Annotated in this window: 18 protein-coding genes and 4 tRNA genes; 7 read left to right on the forward strand and 15 right to left on the reverse strand. The window is 40.4% G+C overall.

Going from position 1 to position 20,082, the window contains the following annotated elements; all coding sequences use genetic code 11:
* Positions 1 to 59: 59 nt before the first annotated feature.
* The 13 genes from nth to I6F50_RS17685 form a co-directional block, all read right to left on the reverse strand.
* Entirely contained in the window at positions 60 to 692 is a 633-nt protein-coding gene (nth, locus tag I6F50_RS17625; protein WP_197176890.1) for an endonuclease III, read from the reverse strand.
* A 47-nt stretch (positions 693 to 739) separates the two neighbouring features.
* Complete coding sequence (locus tag I6F50_RS17630) at positions 740 to 1,438, reverse strand: electron transport complex subunit E (RefSeq protein ID WP_197176891.1); 699 nt, start codon at positions 1,436 to 1,438, stop codon at positions 740 to 742.
* Entirely contained in the window at positions 1,435 to 2,076 is a 642-nt protein-coding gene (gene rsxG, locus I6F50_RS17635; RefSeq protein ID WP_002962266.1) for an electron transport complex subunit RsxG, read from the reverse strand. Before rsxG ends, I6F50_RS17630 begins: the two co-directional genes overlap by 4 nt.
* Positions 2,073 to 3,131: an electron transport complex subunit RsxD gene (rsxD, locus tag I6F50_RS17640; protein ID WP_002962268.1), complete on the reverse strand. Its 1,059-nt coding sequence runs from the start codon at positions 3,129 to 3,131 to the stop codon at positions 2,073 to 2,075. Before rsxD ends, rsxG begins: the two co-directional genes overlap by 4 nt.
* Positions 3,128 to 5,824 carry an electron transport complex subunit RsxC gene (rsxC, locus tag I6F50_RS17645; protein WP_197176892.1) on the reverse strand — a complete coding sequence of 899 codons (2,697 nt, stop codon included), beginning with the start codon at positions 5,822 to 5,824 and terminating at the stop codon, positions 3,128 to 3,130. The genes rsxD and rsxC overlap by 4 nt, the downstream gene beginning before the upstream one ends.
* A gap of 8 nt (positions 5,825 to 5,832) precedes the next feature.
* On the reverse strand, positions 5,833 to 6,387 hold the full coding sequence (gene rsxB, locus I6F50_RS17650) for an electron transport complex subunit RsxB (RefSeq protein WP_007585357.1): 555 nt from the start codon (positions 6,385 to 6,387) through the stop codon (positions 5,833 to 5,835).
* A gap of 1 nt (position 6,388) precedes the next feature.
* Positions 6,389 to 6,970: an electron transport complex subunit RsxA gene (gene rsxA, locus I6F50_RS17655; RefSeq protein ID WP_008172491.1), complete on the reverse strand. Its 582-nt coding sequence runs from the start codon at positions 6,968 to 6,970 to the stop codon at positions 6,389 to 6,391.
* A gap of 81 nt (positions 6,971 to 7,051) precedes the next feature.
* On the reverse strand, positions 7,052 to 7,870 hold the full coding sequence (locus I6F50_RS17660) for an ABC transporter substrate-binding protein (protein WP_197176893.1): 819 nt from the start codon (positions 7,868 to 7,870) through the stop codon (positions 7,052 to 7,054).
* A 15-nt stretch (positions 7,871 to 7,885) separates the two neighbouring features.
* The gene (locus tag I6F50_RS17665; protein ID WP_024592352.1) at positions 7,886 to 9,829 is read right to left on the reverse strand and encodes an EAL domain-containing protein; all 1,944 of its coding nucleotides are present in this window, start codon (positions 9,827 to 9,829) and stop codon (positions 7,886 to 7,888) included.
* 148 nt (positions 9,830 to 9,977) lie between these two features.
* A tRNA-Asn gene (locus tag I6F50_RS17670) sits at positions 9,978 to 10,054 on the reverse strand.
* A 21-nt stretch (positions 10,055 to 10,075) separates the two neighbouring features.
* Positions 10,076 to 10,152 (reverse strand) — tRNA-Asn (locus tag I6F50_RS17675).
* A 21-nt stretch (positions 10,153 to 10,173) separates the two neighbouring features.
* Positions 10,174 to 10,250: transfer RNA gene (locus tag I6F50_RS17680), tRNA-Asn, on the reverse strand.
* Positions 10,251 to 10,271: 21 nt separating this feature from the next.
* Positions 10,272 to 10,348, reverse strand: a tRNA-Asn gene (locus I6F50_RS17685).
* A gap of 1,051 nt (positions 10,349 to 11,399) precedes the next feature.
* Between I6F50_RS17685 and I6F50_RS17690 the strand changes: the two genes are divergently transcribed.
* The 5 genes from I6F50_RS17690 (at position 11,400) to I6F50_RS17710 (ending at position 17,516) form a co-directional block, all read left to right on the forward strand.
* Complete coding sequence (locus tag I6F50_RS17690; RefSeq protein ID WP_197176900.1) at positions 11,400 to 12,779, forward strand: MATE family efflux transporter; 1,380 nt, start codon at positions 11,400 to 11,402, stop codon at positions 12,777 to 12,779.
* Positions 12,776 to 14,770, forward strand: coding sequence for an excinuclease ABC subunit UvrB (gene uvrB, locus I6F50_RS17695; RefSeq protein ID WP_197160679.1), 1,995 nt, complete (start codon positions 12,776 to 12,778; stop codon positions 14,768 to 14,770). Before I6F50_RS17690 ends, uvrB begins: the two co-directional genes overlap by 4 nt.
* A 2-nt stretch (positions 14,771 to 14,772) precedes the next feature.
* Positions 14,773 to 15,711 (forward strand): class I SAM-dependent methyltransferase, encoded by a 939-nt coding sequence (locus tag I6F50_RS17700; RefSeq protein ID WP_197160677.1) that lies wholly within the window; start codon positions 14,773 to 14,775, stop codon positions 15,709 to 15,711.
* On the forward strand, positions 15,712 to 16,392 hold the full coding sequence (locus I6F50_RS17705) for a tRNA (adenine(22)-N(1))-methyltransferase TrmK (RefSeq protein WP_197176901.1): 681 nt from the start codon (positions 15,712 to 15,714) through the stop codon (positions 16,390 to 16,392). It abuts the gene before it with no gap.
* A gap of 101 nt (positions 16,393 to 16,493) precedes the next feature.
* Entirely contained in the window at positions 16,494 to 17,516 is a 1,023-nt protein-coding gene (locus I6F50_RS17710) for a hypothetical protein (protein WP_197176902.1), read from the forward strand.
* A 4-nt stretch (positions 17,517 to 17,520) separates the two neighbouring features.
* On the opposite strand, the gene I6F50_RS17715 is transcribed toward I6F50_RS17710, so the two are convergent.
* Positions 17,521 to 17,763, reverse strand: coding sequence for a hypothetical protein (locus tag I6F50_RS17715; protein ID WP_197176903.1), 243 nt, complete (start codon positions 17,761 to 17,763; stop codon positions 17,521 to 17,523).
* A gap of 208 nt (positions 17,764 to 17,971) precedes the next feature.
* Between I6F50_RS17715 and I6F50_RS17720 the strand changes: the two genes are divergently transcribed.
* The gene (locus I6F50_RS17720; protein ID WP_165728188.1) at positions 17,972 to 18,421 is read left to right on the forward strand and encodes an isoprenylcysteine carboxylmethyltransferase family protein; all 450 of its coding nucleotides are present in this window, start codon (positions 17,972 to 17,974) and stop codon (positions 18,419 to 18,421) included.
* A gap of 93 nt (positions 18,422 to 18,514) precedes the next feature.
* Here the strand turns inward: I6F50_RS17720 and queC are convergent, their stop codons facing one another.
* On the reverse strand, positions 18,515 to 19,171 hold the full coding sequence (gene queC / locus I6F50_RS17725; protein ID WP_007583902.1) for a 7-cyano-7-deazaguanine synthase QueC: 657 nt from the start codon (positions 19,169 to 19,171) through the stop codon (positions 18,515 to 18,517).
* A 145-nt stretch (positions 19,172 to 19,316) separates the two neighbouring features.
* On the opposite strand from queC, the gene queE reads away from it, so the two are divergent.
* Positions 19,317 to 19,982, forward strand: a complete 666-nt coding sequence (queE, locus tag I6F50_RS17730) for a 7-carboxy-7-deazaguanine synthase QueE (protein WP_197120016.1) — start codon at positions 19,317 to 19,319, stop codon at positions 19,980 to 19,982.
* The last annotated feature ends 100 nt before the right edge of the window (positions 19,983 to 20,082 follow it).

Below are 20,082 nucleotides of genomic sequence, written 5' to 3' on the forward strand. Positions count from 1 at the left end.
AAACACTATTAGATACTTATAAATTGCAGGTATTTAGTAGTGTTTGTAATAAATGAGCCTTACTCGACTTTATCTTTAAACTCACACAAGTCTTCAATAATACAGCTGCCGCACTTTGGCTTACGGGCTACGCAGGTATAACGTCCGTGCAGTATTAGCCAATGGTGTACGTCTACTTTAAATTCAGTAGGCACTACTTTTTCAAGTTTTTGTTCAACGGCTACAACATCTTTACCCATGGCAAGCTTAGTACGGTTAGAAACACGAAATATATGTGTATCCACGGCTATTACAGGCCAGCCAAAGGCTGTATTGAGTACAACGTTAGCTGTTTTTCTGCCAACGCCTGGTAGAGCCTCTAACGCTTCACGATTTTCTGGCACGATGCTGTTGTGTTCATCCACCAAAATTTGGCACATTTTGTACACGTTGGCAGCTTTGGAATTAAATAAGCCAATGGTTTTTATATAATCACGCAGTGTATCGTGGCCTATATCTAAAATGGCTTGGGGTGTGTTAGCAACAGGGAACAACTTTCGAGTGGCTTTATTAACGCCTACATCGGTTGCTTGCGCTGAGAGCGTAACGGCAACCAGCAGTTCAAATGGGCTTGAATATTCAAGCTCTGTAACTGGGTGTGGATTATCGTCGCGCAGGCGCGATAGTATTTGGTGACGTTTTTCTTTATTCATGCAACTTAAAACGCATTAACTATTTACTAAGTTAGTGCGCTTTCCCCTTAAGTTAAGCTAGTAACGCGTGCGCGAGGGCCTTTTTCTGCCTCTGGCGGTGCAATTTGTTTTGATTTTATTTGTGCGTCAATTACGTTTTTAGCGGCAATAAGTAACCCAAGGCCTAAAAAGGCACCCGGTGGTAAAATTGCGAGTAAAAATTGGTTATCAAAGTTAAATACTTCTATGCGCAAGCTCTGTGCCCATGGGCCAAGTAATAAGTCGGCACCGTCAAACAGCGTACCTTGGCCGATTAGTTCGCGCATAGTACCTAATACTAACAGTACAGCCATAAAGCCTAAGCCCATCATTAAGCCGTCAAATGCTGATAAATGAACAGAGTTTTTAGAGGCGTATGCTTCGGCGCGGCCAATAATGGCGCAGTTAGTTACAATCAACGGGATAAAAATCCCTAATGATTGATATAAACCAAAGGTATAAGCGTTCATGAGTAATTGAACTATTGTTACAAAGCCTGCGATGATCATGACAAATACAGGTATACGAATATCTTTTGGCACCCAGTTACGCACAATTGATACGGTCACATTTGAGCCTATTAGTACGAGTAAAGTTGCTAAGCCTAAACCTAAGGCATTTGTTACAGTTGAGGTAACGGCAAGCAGTGGACATAAACCTAAAAGCTGCACAAGGGCAGGGTTATTTACCCATACACCTTCTTTGTATAATGTTTTTAACTCACTCATTTAGCTACCTCCATACATTCGGCATTAGGTGCTGCAAAAATATCATCAAAATTAGTTTGTGCGAACAATACGGCATTTTTAACAGAGCCCACAACAGCACGTGGCGTTATGGTCGCGCCTGTAAATTGATCAAACTGGCCGCCATCTTTTTTTACAGCCCAGCGAGCGTCTTCTTCGCCTTCAACCGTTAAGCTTTTAAATGTTGTGATCCAAAGTGATTTTTTAACTTCTACTTTGTCGCCTAAACCAGGGGTTTCTTCGTGTTTAGTCGTACGAACGCCAGCAATAGTGCCATCGCTCAATACAGCTGTTAATAAGTTAATATCGCCACTGTAGCCGTTTGGCGTAACATGCCTAATAACAACAGCGACTGGTTTATTGTTTTTACGAGCACGGTAAATTACTTGGTTTGCGTGTGGGCCTAGTTTTTCGTCAGTAATAATTACGCAATCTTGTGATAATTGATTGTCGTACGATTTTGGGTCGAGCACTTCTTGTAGCTGCGCAGTAAGTTGCAGTTGTTCTTGCTCTGCAATTTTATCGGCAGTAAGCGCGTTGATAGAGGCAACTAAGCCCGTTGTTGCTAACGCAAACGCAGTTAAAATAGCACCATTTTTAGCCATTGACGAAATGATCATTTTACTGCTCCATGGCCATAAGTACGTGGCTGTGTGTAGTAGTCTATTAGCGGCACTGCAATATTAATCAATAATACGCTAAATGCGATGGCATCAGGAAAACCACCAAAGGTACGAATTAAATAAATTAGTAAGCCAATTAGCGCGCCATAAATTAAGCGCCCTTTGTTAGTTGTTGCTGCAGATACCGGATCGGTTGCTATAAAAAAGGCCCCCATCATAGTGGCACCACTTAATAAGTGAAATAGGGTGCCCGGCTCTGTACCAGGTGATGCGATATAACCAATAGCACTACATACAGCTAAACTTGCGATAAAACTTACAGGAATATGCCAGTTAATTATTTTTGCTTTTAATAAGTATAAACCACCCACCAAAAAGCCTAAGTTAACCCACACCCAGCCAAGGCCAGCCCATTCGTTAAATAATGGCTTTTGCATGCTTTCGGTAACGGTTAAACCGTGTGCTATGTCTGTTTTAACAGTATCCAGCGGTGTTGCCATTGTTAGGCCATCAACCCCTGCACGTACTTGATCAAGGCTAAACCCAGAGGCCGTAAAATCGGTGAATATTAGCCTTAGCTGATCAGCAAAGCCTATTGGCGTATTTATTAAATCGGTAACAGGCAACCATGCGGTCATTTGTACCGGAAACGAAACTAAAAGCAGTACATAAGCCGCCATTGCTGGATTGAATAAGTTAAACCCAAGGCCGCCATAAAGCTGTTTAACTATAACAATAGAAAATAAACAGCCAATAACGATTATCCACCAAGGGGCAAGTGGTGGAATACTCAGTGCCAATAACACGGCAGTAAGCCACGCACTGCCATCACTTAATGCAGGCCAAACAGGGCGCTTTCGTATTAGCATTATTGCAGCTTCAAATACGCTTACAGCAACAAGCGCGAGCACCAGTTGAATAAGTACACCGGTTCCAAAAAAGAAAACTTGAGCAATTAGCCCAGGAATACACGCAGCAATAACGCTAAGCATTAATCGCGTTAACGATTTATGGCTGTGATTATGCGGCGAACTGGCCATGGTTAATTTCATGACTGATTATTTCCTTCTTTTTGTAACTTTTTAGCTTTTGCTCTCGCAATTGCTGCGGCCACGGCGGCTTTTTTCTTATCGTCGGCTGATTTAGGTTTATCTGCTTCAGTAGAATTGGATGAGTCATCGGTATTATTGTTTGCACCCTTTAGTGCAGCACTATCAATTTGTGGCTCTTGAGTTTGTTCGGCTTCTTCTAATGCTTGTGCCGCTTTTTTAGCTTTTGCGCGCGCAATGGCCGCAGCTACCGCTGCTTTTTTATCATCAACGGGTGCCGCGCGTTGTGGTTCTTCACTCACGGTTTGCTCGGTTTCTTCTAATGCTTTAGCTGCTTTTTTAGCTTTTGCGCGAGCAATGGCCGCCGCTACGGCTGCTTTTTTATCATCAGCAGGCATATCGCTTTGTGGCTCTTCACTCACGGTTTGCTCAGCGCCATCTAATGCTTTAGCCGCTTTTTTAGCTTTTGCACGAGCAATGGCCGCCGCTACCGCTGCTTTTTTGTCATCAACAGGGGCATCAGTTTGTGGCTCTTCACTTACTGTTTGTTCAGCGTTATCTAATGCTTGTGCTGCCTTTTTGGCTTTAGCACGAGCAATGGCCGCCGCTACCGCTGACTTTTTATCATCAACAGGGGCATCGTTTTGTGGCTCTTCACTCACGGTTTGCTCGGTATCTTCAAGTGCTTTAGCTGCTTTTTTAGCTTTTGCACGCGCAATAGCTGCCGCTATCGCTGCTTTTTTGTCATCAACAGGGGCATCGTTTTGTGGCTCTTCACTTGCTGCTTGTTCAGCGTTATCTAATGCTTGTGCTGCTTTTTTAGCTTTAGCTCGAGCAATGGCCGCAGCTACCGCTGACTTTTTATCATCAACAGGGGCCACGTTTTGTGGCTCTTCACTTGCTGCTTGTTCAGCGTTATCTAATGCTTGTGCTGCTTTTTTAGCTTTAGCGCGAGCAATGGCTGCAGCGACTGCTGATTTTTTATCATCAACGGGCGCAGTATCGGCCGATTCATCTGTTTGAGATTTTTGCTCTTTATATTTACGCGCTTGTTCTTTACGTAGTGCGCGCTCTTTTGCTACTTCGCTGTTGTCAGGTTCTAATTCAGCAGATTGATCGCCTAGCTTTTTAGCTTTAGCGCGTGCAATAGCAGCTGCAACAGCTGATTTTTCATCGCCGTTATCTGATTTATTTTTAACGCGGGCTAGTGCCTCTGCTACTTTTTGCTTTTCGTCAGCAGATTTAGCGGCAGGTTTACGTTTGTGGCGGTTTTGACGTTCTTCTTGCTCGCGATCTAAACGCTCTTTTCGTGCATCAAAACGCTCTTTTGCTCTGTCGGCTTTAATTTTATCCGCTTGTTGTTCTTTAATTTCAACTTTGGCTATACGGTAGTACTGTACAAGAGGGATTTCGCTTGGGCACACATATGCACAAGCACCACACTCAATACAGTCAAATAAATTATGCTCTTGTAGTTTGTCGTACTCTTTTGATTTAGCAAACCACTGCAATTGCTGTGGTAATAAAGACGCAGGGCAGGCATCAGCACAAGCGCTACAACGTATACAGGCTTTTTCAGGGCCGGGCTCCGCTAGCTCTTTATGATCAGGCGCTAAAATACAGTTAGTTGTTTTAACTATGCCAATACGCACTGTGGGTAGCGTAAAGCCCATCATTGGGCCGCCCATTACAACACTTTGCTGCGGTACAGGTGAGAAACCTTGGCAATCAAGTAAATGCTTTATTTCAGTGCCAAGTAGTGCCCATACATTCCCAGGCTTATGAATAGTGTTACCTGTTACCGTAACTATACGTTCAATGAGTGGTTTACCTTCATAAACGGCTTGTTGTACGGCAAACAAAGTCCCGGTGTTATGCACTAAAATACCAATATCGGCAGGAATACCAATGCTAGGAACTTCACGGTTAGTAAGTAATTTAATTAATTGCTTTTCACCGCCAGATGGATAAATAGTTGGCACCGTTTGAATAATAATTTTTGAGTTATGCTCAGCTGCTTGCTTCATTGCTGCAATAGCTTCAGGCTTGTTATCTTCTACACCCACAATGCACAGTGTTGGGTTTAAAAGTTGCTGCATTATTTCAATGCCTTGGATAACTTCTTTAGCGTGTTCGCGCATTAAAACGTCATCGGCAGTAATATAAGGTTCGCACTCAACAGCATTTACAATCAAAAATTCGATAGGTTGCTTGGTATCTGCTTTTACATAAGTAGGAAAACCAGCACCACCCATACCGCTAATACCGGCTTGGTGAATAATATTTATCAGCTCATCATGACTAAGCTCAGCAGGATTTTTATTTTTATTTAGAGCTACCCATTCGTCTTTGCCGTCTGGTTCAATAATAACACTTAGTTCAGGTAGGGCCGATGGATGTGCTGATGGCATAGGTGCAATATCAGTAACCACACCAGAGCTTGGAGCATGCACAGGTACCGACCAGTTAGCAGCAGGCGCTGTAAGTGGTTGGCCTTTTAAGACGTGTTGGCCTTTTTCTACAAGTAACTTACCGTTTGCGCCTATGTGTTGCTTAAGCGCAACAATGAGTTTGTCGGGCAACGGTAGGCGAGTGATACTCGCACTATTAGAGAGTGATTTTTGTTGTGGTGGGTGTATGCCGCCAGGAAATGCCCACACGGTGCCTTTTTTTATTTGTTCAAGTAACTTGTCCACTCAAACCTCTAATCTATTTGTGTAACAGGAATAGCATCTAGCTGCCATTTCCAGTTTTGTTTAGTTTCGGCTACAGGTAGCATATCAATGCAATCTACAGGGCAAGGCTCAACACATAAATCACAGCCAGTACATTCATCAATTAATACAGTGTGCATTTGACGAGTTGCGCCCAAAATGGCGTCAACCGGGCAGGCTTGAATACATTTGGTACAGCCAATACATTCATCTTCGCGAATATAAGCCACTGTTTTTATAGGTTCTGCTTGCTCGCCACCGGCAAGTGGTTTTTCATCAACACCCATTAAGCCGGCAAGCTTTTTCATGGTTGATTCGCCGCCCGGTGGGCATTTATTTATTTCATCGCCATTGGCTATGGCTTCGGCGTAAGGGCGACAACCCGGGTAGCCACATTGTCCGCATTGAGTTTGCGGCAAAATAGTATCAATTTGCTCAACAATAGGGTTACCTTCAACGCGAAAGCGAATTGCTGCAAACCCTAAAATAAGTCCAAAAATGAGTGCTAGCGAACCAATCGCTATCAAGGCATAAAACAAGGTCATATTAAAACTTCACTAATCCAGTAAAACCCATAAACGCCATCGACATTAAGCCTGCAGTGATCATTGCAATAGAGGCGCCTTTAAAAGGCGTAGGAACGTCAGCAGCTGCTAAACGTTCTCGTAGTGCTGCAAATAATACAAGCACTAAAGAAAAACCAACCGCAGCACCAAAACCATACACTGCAGATTGTAAAAACGAATGATCTTCTTTGATATTTAATAAAGCCACACCTAATACCGCACAGTTAGTGGTGATCAGCGGTAAAAATATGCCTAATAAACGATATAGAGTAGGGCTTGTTTTACGCACAACCATTTCGGTAAATTGCACTACAACGGCAATCACTAAAATAAAGCTCATGGTGCGTAAAAAGGCGATATCCAGAGGGATTAAAATATATTGATTAACTAAATAGCTAGTTACAGAGGCAAGGGTAAGCACAAACGTGGTTGCCAAAGACATACCAATCGCCGTATCAAGCTTACCTGATACGCCCATAAACGGACATAAGCCTAAAAATTGTACTAATACAAAGTTATTAACCAGAACGGTTCCAATCAATAACAAGACATATTCTGTCATGTGTGCCTCACGCTATAATAAACGTGGGTATTATCCTTTTTTCTTTATCGATTAACAACACATGAGAAGCAAATAAACGACTCAATCAGTAATGATATTAAAGCGACTTAAGATTTCAGGTGTAATTAGAATAGGATCGATATTATATGGCTTTAAAATATCTTTAAATTGATCGTGTTCTTGGTATAAATCTAATAGTGCTTTATTAAATAGGGCAATTTGTTCAGGAGATAATTGAATTTTATTAAAACCAATAAAATAGGGGGATTCGCTTTGTAAAAAGGCCAAATTAACATGATGTAAGTTAAATTGTTTTAGCCTAGCGCGTGCTTGTAAAGTATTGGCAAAGTACCCATCTATACGATTGTTTTCTATCATTTTTACACCCGTGCCATTGGCATCGGTGAGTAAAACAATATCAAATTCCCTCAATCCGTCTTTAATCATTTGTTGCTGTATTTTAACTAGTTGAAAAGATGCATTTGAAGGGCCAAAAACAGCAATTTGCATTTTTTGTAGATCATTGAGGCTTTTGATGGTTTTTTTTGCACCCTCAGGTTGAAAAAAGGCATATTGCATCTTCATAAGCGGGATCGAAAAATAAAGCCATTCGTCACGGTCAAGATTCCAGCCCATAGGAAAGTTTCCTTGAGCTTGCAGGTTTTTTAACATGAGCTTAGAGCGACGATTTGGTACGCTGACAAACTCACATTTATAATTGAGGCGTTTACACGCTAAGGTAAGTATATCAACAAAGGGGCCAGCGGCATTATCGTGTTCATCAACAAATGAAAATGGAGGATAGTTATGAGTGCTAAAAACTAATACTTTTTGCGGGGCGTTTGCGTACAAACTCAAAGGCATAATAAAAAGTATAATAAAGGTAATTACTCTTTTCATGATGCCTCCAATAGACTATATGTCTTTAGGTTTTTCTATGTAATAACCTTGAACGCCATCTAAACACAACGTTTCTATAATGTGCTTTTCTTCTTGGCTCTCAACGCCCTCAGCAAATACACTAACACCAATGCGGTGGGCTAAATCGACCATTAAGCGCATAAAGTACTGATTGTTTTTATCGTCTTCAAGGCCGCGAGTATAACTTGCGTCCATTTTAATAAAGTCAGGTTTTAAATCTCGGAAAAACTTAAACGAAGTTAAGCCAACACCAAAACGTTCAACTGTAACGCGTGCGCCAACACGGTGAACCATGTCGATAAAGCGCTTACTAGCCTTGATGTTTTGCTGTAAACCAAACTCGCTTACTTCAAATACTAGTTTAGATGCAATATGCGTATCTTTCAATAATCGGCGCTCTAGCCAAATTACAAACTGATCGTTGTGTGCACTAGAAGCTGTCACGTTTAAACCAAAAAACTTTTCAGATAAATTACGGCTTTTAACCTTTTCAAGAGAAGAGTCTATGATCAGGCGATCAATTTCTATTGCCATATCAAGCTTTTCGGCCATCGCTAAAAAAGAAGCGGTAGGCAGTACTTGATTGTCTTCTGTTTTAAATCGAACTTGTACTTCAGCGTAGGCTTTTATGCTTTTACCAAGCGGCATAATGTTTTGCATTACCAAATGCACACGCTTAGATTCAATAACTTCTTTAATAACCTTACGCCAGTTTTGATTACCAAAACCCGCACTTACGTTATTAACTAAATCGGTTTCGCGTTGTACGTGCCATGCGTTTACTTGTTTTGATTGCGCCATACTCATTGCGTTATCAACAACAGAAAGCAATTCGCCTAACGGCTTACCTTTTTCGTATCCTACAATACCCGTATTAGCTACCGAGCTTAACTCTTGGTTTTGTTGGTACTGCGTGAAGCGCGATTGCAGGTTTTCACCAAAGCGCTCAGCTTCTTTTAAAGGAATGTGGGGTAGTACGACAGCAAAGTCAGAGCTGTTTAATCTAAATATTTGGCTGCCAGTGTAAGTGCCGCTTATGTGCTTAATAATATCGGCAACGCCTTTTACGTACTCATCACCTTTTTGATAACCACGGCTTTGGTTTATAGCTTGTAGTTCGCTACAACGAACCATAGCTAAAGAGCCAAATGTACTTTGCTCAGTGTTTTCAATATTTTTTTCGTAGTACTCAACAAACATATTACGATTACCAAGCGAGGTAATTACATCTTTGTACGCTTCATGCTTAATAGTCATAGCAGCGCTTTGTATGTCTTCGTTTTTGTTTTTTAAGAAATGTGATAATCGATTAAAGCTAGGTACTAAATCTTTTCCCATTTTTTTCAATCGAGTGCCATCTAGTGCTGTTTCTAAATCATTATCAACTTGGTTTTGATTGATATAAATATCGATAATGTCAGCAACTGTTGTACTTATGTTTTTATTTAAGTGGTAAAAAATAGATTTCATTAGAATTATTGGAATAATAACTAAAATGGCAGAAATCAAAATAACAATAAAAAGGGACGTTTGTAGCTGCGACGCTAAATGCTCAATGTTAAGTACAAATTCAACTTTTATATCTGAGGCGTCATTTACAGCAAATTGAGGACGCACTGAGTTAAAGTTAGAGAGTACAAAATCAGCAAACATTGGTAATTGAGTAGGGGGGTTAATACTAAATATTTCAGCCCCTTGGTAATCTCTTAGAGTGAAGCTTGAAAACGTTTTACCATCTGCAATTGATTGTTTTAAATTTTGAGCAGAAATATCGTCTAAAGAAAGGTCATTAATATACTTAGTAACAGTAGTTTGCGCACTTTTTTGTGCATCACTTACCGCAGTATCAAAGCTTATAGATATGAAGTAGCTTCCTGCTGCAACACACAATAACCAAGAGATAATTTGTATAAAAATAAGTTTTTTAAATCCAGCCATGTTTTCAGTCTTTTAATAATTCAAAAGGGAAGGAATCAAGTCCTTGATTAATAAACTAAGTACAGCGCATTAAGGAATAAACTAATGCTTTAGTTATATAAGGAAGAGTAGTGGAATTAGCTTGAGATGTCTATGAAATTCTTAGAATTGGCTCCCCCTCCCCGACTCGAACGGGGGACCTGCGGATTAACAGTCCGTCGCTCTAACCAACTGAGCTAAGGGGGAACTAAATGATAATTATGAATTTGGCTCCCCCTCCCCGACTCGAACGGGGGACCTGCGGATTAACAGTCCGTCGCTCTAACCAACTGAGCTAAGGGGGAACTACATCATAAACATAAACTTGGCTCCCCCTCCCCGACTCGAACGGGGGACCTGCGGATTAACAGTCCGTCGCTCTAACCAACTGAGCTAAGGGGGAACTACATCGTAAACATAAACTTGGCTCCCCCTCCCCGACTCGAACGGGGGACCTGCGGATTAACAGTCCGTCGCTCTAACCAACTGAGCTAAGGGGGAAGCGTCTTGCCTTTCAACGGGGCGAAATATTAATGACCGCGCCGCAAAGTGTCAACATATAAAAGTCATAAATTGAAAAAAGAGGTTTATTCGTTGTTTTTGTGTTCGATCTGCGTGTTTTATAGCTCTATTAAAGTTACTTTTTTAAAAATTTAAGAATAACAATGTGACTTTTATTATTGCTGAGCCTTCAAATTGGTTAAATTAAACACGGTATTAAAGTGGCTTGTTATTAAAAAACAACTCAAAAACATAAAAACTCATTTTTTACTTAGCGATATTTCTCGTATTTAATTCGTTTTTGTTTTAATTTTCTAAAAATATATCTATGCGTATATTCACAGAAATATTTTTTGATCTAAATTGTGATCTAATCACTATGTATAAAATGAGTATTTTTTTTATCCGTTCAAAAATAGAGCAATCAATAACTTAACTTTGTATTAAACGTTTTTTTATACCTAACGTACAACTATGTTAAGAAGAAAAATTGGTGAGCTACAGTTTTTAGCGTGAGTTTATAAAAATGCCACAATTAACAAATGGTCAATTGGTTGGATATCACTGAAAATGGAGGCTCTCTCAAAGCCTTTATAAATGCGGGTTTGAATGAGTTATCCACGGTTTCTGTGGATAACTCTGTTTATGAAACTTTAAGAACATCATCGGCACCAATGGTTTAGGGTGCTACAACGATTTCAAGCTTTTAAATCACTATTTTTAATTCAATATAAAACAATGGGTTATGATTTGATGCTGAATGTATGCAACTCGATGAGGGAATTTTTTCGTAACGATAAACCAAGCAGTACCTTTGTGTGAAAAAGCATCATATATCACTGGGTGTTTGTAATAAAAGTTATAAAAATGTGTTTTAATTGGTTTTTGGTGTGTTTAGGCTCTATTTTAACAAAAAGATGCAAAAACTAAGTTTTACTATTTTTTCGAATCTTTACTTCTTTAATTACTTCAATTGTAGTGATAAATCCGTGGCTTGAACTGCCTTGATGCTTTAAAATGATTCGTTCAGTAAAAGAGGCCTATTTATTTCATGCGCGCAATTTCAAAATCCCAGACTCGCCCAGATTTACTAAACGATCCCATCTTGCCCACATTAAAGACGATGACCATCCCGATGATATTCGGCATGATCACGCTAATGATGTTCAATATTGTCGATACATTCTTTATAAGTTTACTAGGCACTGAGCCGCTTGCAGCGGTGAGCTTTACATTTCCGGTTACCTTTACCGTTATTAGCTTAGCAATAGGGTTGGGGATCGGTACATCGGCGGTAATAGCAAAAGCGCTCGGTAGTAATAAAATAGATGAAGCGCGTTTTGACGCCAGTATTTCTTTAATGGTTGGTGTGGTTCTGGTTATTGTGTTGTCATCTGTTGGGTATTTACTGATTGACCCCATATTTACTTTGCTAGGAGCGGGCGCACAAGTATTGCCGTTAATACACGAATACATGAATATATGGTTTATCGGTAGTGTATTTTTAATAACCCCAATGATTGGTAACTCGGTACTGCGCGCCAGTGGCGATACAAAAACGCCAAGTATAGTAATGGGTGGAGCAGGGCTGATAAACGCCGTACTCGACCCTATACTGATATTTGGTTTTGGGCCAATACCTGCCTTAGGTATTCAAGGCGCTGCCATAGCAAGTGTTATTGCATGGTCGGTTGCTGTGGTTATTATTTTATATATATTAGCGGTTAAAAAACGCTTGTTGAGCCTAAAAGCAGGCAAGCAAACAGTGACTGGCGCTATTCGTAAAATATTAAAAATTGGTTTGCCTGCTGCCGGCGCAAACATGCTTACACCGGTTGCAATGGCCGTAATGACCGCTATGGTTGCGCACCACGGGCCAGAAGCCGTAGCCGCATTTGGAGTGGGAAGCCGAATAGAATCTATTGCAAGTATATTAGTGCTTGCGCTATCTATGACTTTGCCGCCGTTTGTTAGCCAAAATTTTGGGGCTGGCAAATTGTGCCGCGTTAAAGAAGCGTATACCGGTACACTAAAATTTGTGATGGTATGGCAATTTGCTATTTACGTATTACTCATTGCATTTTCAGGTGTTATAAGCCAATTGTTTGGTAAAGAACAAGCCGTAATAGATGTAATTAAGCTCTTTATTTATACCATCCCGTTAAGCTATGGCTTACAAGGGGTGATCATATTATCAAACTCATCGTTTAATGCTTTACACAAACCAATGTACGCACTGGTATTAAGTGTCATTCGGTTATTCATATTTTATGTACCATTTGCTTATGTAGGCAACGAAATAGCCGGATTATTAGGGCTGTTTATTGGCGCTGCTTTAGGTAACTTATTTACAGCAATAGTGGCGTATAAATGGTTTATGAAAAAACTAGAAACGCTGAGCGGCGAATCGTTACAGGAGTGCAATAATTGAGCGACCATTTTCAGTTGAAATCACATTTTAAACCAGCAGGCGATCAGCCAACAGCGATTAAACAGCTGTGCGAAGGCCTAGAAGCAGGGCTTGCACATCAAACATTATTAGGCGCCACTGGTACAGGTAAAACCTTTACCATGGCTAATATTATTAACGATTTAAACCGTCCAACAATAATAATGGCGCACAATAAAACACTTGCCGCGCAGCTATACGGAGAAATGAAAGAGTTTTTCCCTAAAAATGCGGTTGAGTATTTCGTATCGTATTACGATTACTACCAGCCAGAAGCCTATGTTGTATCAAGCGACACCTTTATTGAAAAAGATGCCTCGATAAACGAGCACATAGAGCAAATGCGTTTAAGTGCAACCAAAGCACTGCTTGAACGCCGCGACACCATTATTGTGGCGTCGGTATCGGCTATTTATGGTTTGGGCGACCCTAAGTCATATATGAAAATGATGCTGCTTTTAAAAGTGGGCGAAAAAGTAGATCAACGCGACATGCTACGTCGCCTTGCCGAAATACAATATACGCGTAACGACATAGATTTTAGCCGTGGTACGTATCGTGTACGCGGTGAAGTGGTTGATATATTTCCTGCAGAATCTAGCACCTTCGCAATTCGCGTAGAAATGTTTGATGACGAAATAGAGCGCTTGAGTATTTTTGATCCGCTTACTGGCGCCGTCGAAAAGCATATAATACGCACCACTATCTATCCAAAAACACACTATGTTACCCCGCGTGAAAAAATACTCGGTGCTATCGATAAAATACAAGAAGAACTAAAAGATCGAAGAGCCCAGTTACTCAGTGCTAATAAATTAGTAGAAGAACAACGTGTAACACAGCGTACGCAATACGATATAGAAATGATGCGAGAGCTAGGTTATTGCTCTGGTATAGAAAACTACAGCCGCTATTTGTCGGGTCGTACGCCAGGCGATCCGCCGCCTACGTTACTTGATTATCTCCCAGACGACGCATTGATGATTATTGATGAATCGCACGTAACCGTATCGCAAATTGGCGCGATGTATAAAGGCGACAGAAGCCGTAAAGAAAACTTAGTTGAGTATGGCTTCAGAATGCCCTCTGCAATGGATAACAGGCCGCTGCGCTTTGAAGAATTTGAAGCTATTTCACCACAAACAATTTATGTATCGGCTACACCTGGTGATTTTGAATTAGAGCGTTGTGTGGGCGCAATTGCAGAGCAAGTAATTCGCCCAACAGGACTGCTTGACCCACTTATTGAAGTTCGCCCAGTAGGCGATCAGGTAGACGACCTCCTATCAGAAATTTACAAAAGTGTAGAGAAGGGCGAGCGTGTACTTGTAACCACTTTGACCAAACGTATGTCGGAGGATTTAACCGATTACTTAAGTGAGCACGACGTAAAAGTGCGTTACTTACATTCAGACATAGACACAGTTGAACGCGTTGAAATTATTCGTGATTTACGTGCTGGCGTGTTTGATGTGTTAGTGGGTATTAACTTACTTCGAGAGGGCCTGGATATGCCAGAAGTGGCGCTAGTAGCCATACTTGATGCCGATAAAGAAGGTTTTTTACGCTCGGCGCGTTCAATTATTCAAACCATTGGTCGTGCTGCACGTCACTTAGATGGTCGCGCTATTTTATATGGCGACAGAATCACAAAATCGATGGCTAAGGCCATGGACGAAACAGCGCGCAGACGCGAAATTCAGCATGCTTATAATATTGAACACGGTATTGAACCGCATTCACTAGCCAAAAAGATTCTTGATGCGATGGATATAGGCGAAGAAGCCGGCCCTAAAGATAACCTTAGACTTGTTCGTAAAGACTCTAAAAAGGTACTTAGCGCCAAAGAAATTACCGTACAAATTAAGCAGCTTGAAACCAAAATGCATGCATACGCAAGCGACTTAGAATTTGAAAAAGCGGGCTCTGTTCGCGATGAAATACATGAACTACAACAACAGTTGATTAATTAAAAATGACAGCAAACTTTACTCCTCTTATTACTGCGCTTAAAGATGCGCCAATTTTAAAAAATGAACTGTGCCGTGTTTTTCATGGTCGAGGCCACAGTGTTGAGGCGTTAAGTCATATTAATTTAGACTTTTATCCGCCAAGTTTGTTTTTGGTTTCGTACGACGAAATTGACGAACAAACACTAAGCGAGCTTACCGATGTTGTGTGGCAGTGGGCACAAAAAAACCAGCCAGAACTTATTACGTCACTTGTTTATCAGCAGCGCGCTGGCGTACAAAGCCAAAACACCGTGGTTTATGGGCAATTACCTAACCCGCATGTTGTAACCGAAAACGGCATTCGTTTTTTGGTTGATTTACAGAGCCGCCAAAATACCGGAATATTTCCCGATATGCGCAGCGGCCGTGAGTTTGTAATGGCTAATAGTAAGCATGGCAAAGTGCTTAATTTATTTTCGTACACGTGTGGGTTTTCGCTTGCAGCCATGCAAGGCGGAGCGGATCATGTAATGAACATGGATATGAGCAAAGGCGTACTTAAAGTCGGTAAGCAAAACCATCAATTAAATGGTTTTGAGCGCGGCGTGAGTTTTTTACCTCATGATATTTTAAAGTCGTTTGGAAAACTAAAAAAAGCAGCCCCGTTTGACTTAATAATAGTTGATCCGCCAAGCTTTCAAAAAGGCAGCTTTATTTTAACTAAAGACTATCAAAAAGTGCTGCGCAGGTTGCCAGAGCTACTTTGCGATACCACACAATTGTTATTGTGCGCTAATAGCCCAGAGCTTAGCGAAGAGGCGTTTAAGGCGTTAATAAACGAGCACACCCAAGGCGCAATTGAATTTGTTGAGCGCCTAGCCCCTACCGAGCGTTTTATTGAAGTAGACAGCGACAGAAGCTTAAAAGCACTTATCTACAAAACGTCACAAATACCTGATTAAATGAAGCTCAGCAAACGCCTAACTGCCATTGATACATTAATTTCGCAGCATCACGATATTATTTGGGATTGCTGCTGCGACCATGGTTATTTAGGCATGGCGCTATTAAAACGCGCAGCTGCAAACCAGGTTATTTTTGTAGATATAGTCGCCACTTTAATGAACGACCTAGAAGCGCAATTATCATCTATAAATAAATTACAAAAAACCTGTAATAAAAATCCGCAGTGGCAGGTCTTATGTCAGGATGTAGGCAAAATTGAAATTGCTCAAAGTAAAAGCCAAGTAGTTGTAATAGCAGGTGTTGGCGGTGAGCTGTTGTTAAGTTTAATACAACAAATTATTGCTAATAACGTAAGTGAGCATTTAAATAATGTTCGTTTTATTTTGTGCCCAGTGCATCACACTTATAAGTTGCGAGTCGGTTTAAAACAATTAGGTTTAGGGCTTGTAAGTGAGCAAATAGTTTACGACAACAAACGTTTTTATGAAGTGATTGAAGTGAGCTTTAGTAGCAATAATGAGATTAGTCACACCGGTAATAAAATGTGGGACTTTGCGAGTAGAGAACACGCTATGTATCAGCGCCAACTCATAAATCATTATAATAAAATGATCAATAAAGATAAGCCATACTATCAAAAAGTTATAACAGACTATCAAGAACTCACCGATAGTTAAAAAAGCCCGAAAGTAGGGCGTACATGTGATCTAATTACGACATTGACGACGTAATGTGTTCATAGTTTATATCGCACAACGCGAGTTTATTTGGTTTATTTATGTCAGATAACAAGAGTCACATTAATCATTTGCTTAGTAATGAGCAAAAATGGCAACACAGTTACGAGCAACCTATTTCTTATGCACCCCTTGTGCAATTGGCTAATAGTAGCTGGGTGGTGCCACAACATTTTTTACGTTACAAGCACACGCTTGAAAGCGTAAACGAAGTGCTTGAGAGTATAGAATTTTCGGCTCATTTTAGAGTGCTTGCTGCACAAAAAGGTGAAGAAATTTACCTGCAAGTAGCAGTGCTCAGCCCAGATAACTATCAAAAAAGCGCATCTGCAAATGAAGGCAAAGCTAAAAAGCTATTATTTGGCAGACGCTGGATAGTAGAGGAAAACTTACCTACTTCAGAGCTTATTCAAACTGCATTTTTAGCGTTAAAAGTAGCGCGTGAACATGAAGTAAGAGAGCTTTTTCAGTTAATGCAAAGCGGCGCAATAAGTACGCCATTTAATAACCATCACGACTTACCGGTAATGGCGCAAAACCCTGAGCTTGTTAAAAGCGCAAGTGCAAAAAGCCGTGTTGATGAAGTGCTTAAACGTATTGTATTTGCAGGGAAAAGTATTGAGCTTAAGAGCCAGCAGCAAATAGCCGAGCAACATTTATATACTGTTGAGCTTTTATGTAAAGATTGCCAACTTAGCGAGTTTAATAACAAAACTATTTCGTTTTTAACAGCAGACTCATCTGCTAATAGTTTTTTACATGGCTTAATTACGGCATTAGTAGCTACAAGTAATGACTACGTAAACGAGCAATTTAAGTACAAAGGTTTTGCGCGCTTTAGTAAGCACGTTGTGGTTGAACAAATAGGTAACTTAAGTATCGCTATGCGCTCGCCAAGTACCGTAGGGCTTTGCTCTATGGGTAAGCAACATGCTAACCAGTTAAACTTTGAGATAGACAGCGGGCGAGCACCACAGGGCTGCGGGCAAGCTATTGGTGGCTTTTTAGCTGCACATGGTATTGAGCAGCCAGAAAACGCGCATTTATATCCAAATTATTTATAACAATTTAAAGCTTATTAATTTCATCTTTAACGCTAAAGCTTGAATCAGTAACAATAGCCTCAAGTGTTTGTACACGCTCTTTTAGTGCAAGCACTTGTGCGTTTGTATCAGCTAATTGTTTGTGAGCATCGCTGTTGTTGTTTTGCATTTTATGCTTAAACTCAAGATGCTTTTTATACATATCGTAAACCACTCCTGAGCCAACCGAAATTAGTACAATAAGTACAATCATCGTAGTTCCAGACATAATCTCATTCCTTATCATTTTATTATTCGTTTATGGTTAAAGTATAACCTTTAAGCGCTTTTGATAAAGCTGACAATTGTAACTTAATTTGTATAGTTCACTTAAGCTCAGCTTTGAGTGTGTTCATCATTTATACACTTTAGATATTGTTTAATAACGTCAGTGTCACCATATAATAAACATATTTTAGCCAATACAGTGAGTTGCCATGTTAAATAATAAAATACCTCCCGTTATTGTTGTGCTGTTTTTTGCAGGCATAATGGCGCTTATTGCGCATTACAGTGTTATTGATTTCACCGTATTTATTACCTACCTAGCAGCAAGTTTGGTCATTATAGGGTGTTTTTTTTGTATTGCAGGGGTGGTGAGTTTTAAACTAGCAAACACCACTGTAAACCCTAATAAACCAGAGCAAGCATCAAAACTTATTACCAGTGGCATTTATAAAATCTCACGTAATCCTATGTATGTGGGTTTTGCATTTATTTTAGCAGGGTGGGGTATTTGGTTAAGTTCCTTGTGGGCACTTTTATGTATTATCGGTTTTATTGCGTATTTAACGTTTTTTCAAATAATACCCGAGGAGCGTGCGCTCACTAAATTATTTGGTGAAGAGTTTACGGCTTACAAAGCGCGCGTAAAGCGCTGGTTGTAATTTATACCCATTCGTTAAAATTAAACAAACAAAAAAGGCTATCGATGATAGCCTTTTTTGTTTGTAGCAACTGTATTACTAATTAATTGCTGCTTATTCGTATTCTAACGGGTCTGTAATGTTATTTAGTGCAAATGCTTCAAGGCGTTCTTGGCACGCGCCACATTTACCACAGGCCTTTTCACGGCCGTTATAACAAGTCCACGTTTGGCTGTAATCTAATCCCATTTCAATACCGTCGGTTAAAATACCAATTTTAGTATTGTTTAAGTATGGGCTAAAAATTTCTACAGCGTCGTAGTTAGCAATACGACACACATCATCCATTTTTTGCACAAATTCAGGACGGCAGTCAGGGTAAATAGCATGATCCCCAGAGTGAGCGCCGTAATAAACTTGGCCAGCTTTAAGCGATACCGCGTAACCAACAGCAAGCGAGAGCAAAATCATATTACGATTAGGTACAATCGTACTTTTCATGCTTTCTTCTTCGTAATGGCCTTCAGGTACATCAATATCATCAGTAAGTGATGAGCCACCAATAAGTTGGTTAATCGCCGAAATATCAACAATTTTGTGCGGAACGTTTAATTTTTCGCACACACTTGCCGCCACTTTAAGCTCTTTTACATGACGCTGACCATAGTCAAATGATAGGGCATATACATCATGGCCTTGTTGCAGGGCTTTATTTAATACGGTAAATGAGTCCATACCGCCGGAATAAATAACAACTACTTTTTGCGTCATATCTGTTTTGCTCTTAGTTTTAATAGAGGTTTATATCAGGGCGCGATATACTACACGGCCGCAGCTTAAATAACAATTTTTGCACAGCGCTTTTTGGTTTTTTAATAGTAGCAATTTGGCTGCTAGGTAGTAAGTGAGATCTCTTTTGTACAAAATTAATGAAGTGTTTGAAACCATTCAAGGTGAAGCTAGTTTTACTGGCACACCCTCAATATTTTTACGTCTGCAAGGTTGCCCTGTAGGCTGCTCTTGGTGCGACACTAAGCAAACCTGGGATGTTGATAACGTATATAAAGTATCGCTGGACGAAACCGTAGAAAAAAAGGCCGACTCAGATCATTGGGCTAACGCCAGTGCAGAGCAAATTTTAGCGTTGTTTCAATCGCGTGGGTATACCGCAAAGCATGTAGTAATTACCGGCGGCGAGCCATGCATGTTTGATTTAAACCCAGTATGTAACTTATTACACGAACACGGCTTTAGTACACAAATAGAAACCAGCGGTACGTTTGAAATACTCGCCCCAGAGCAAACATGGGTAACGGTATCGCCAAAAATTAATATGCGCGGTGGTTATGAAGTACTTACCAGCACAATGAAGCGTGCAAACGAGATTAAACACCCCGTTGCTATGCAAAAGCACGTAGAAGAGTTAGAAGAACTATTTGTTAAAACAGGTGTTAACCCAAAGCTTGTTTACTTGCAGCCAATTAGCCAAAAAGTATCGGCAACCAAATTAGCAATCGACACCTGCATTGCCAAAAACTGGCGCCTATCTATACAAGTACATAAGTATTTAGGAATTAGTTAAAGCGCAGTTTAAAGTGATAGTAGGTAGATACCATCTCTTCTAACCAGCCTCAAGCTTTCTTTAAATAGCTTGGGGCTGATATTCAGTTTGATTCTTCACA

The organism is Pseudoalteromonas sp. NZS127_1 (assembly GCF_015864295.1).
Lineage (GTDB): Bacteria > Pseudomonadota > Gammaproteobacteria > Enterobacterales > Alteromonadaceae > Pseudoalteromonas > Pseudoalteromonas arctica.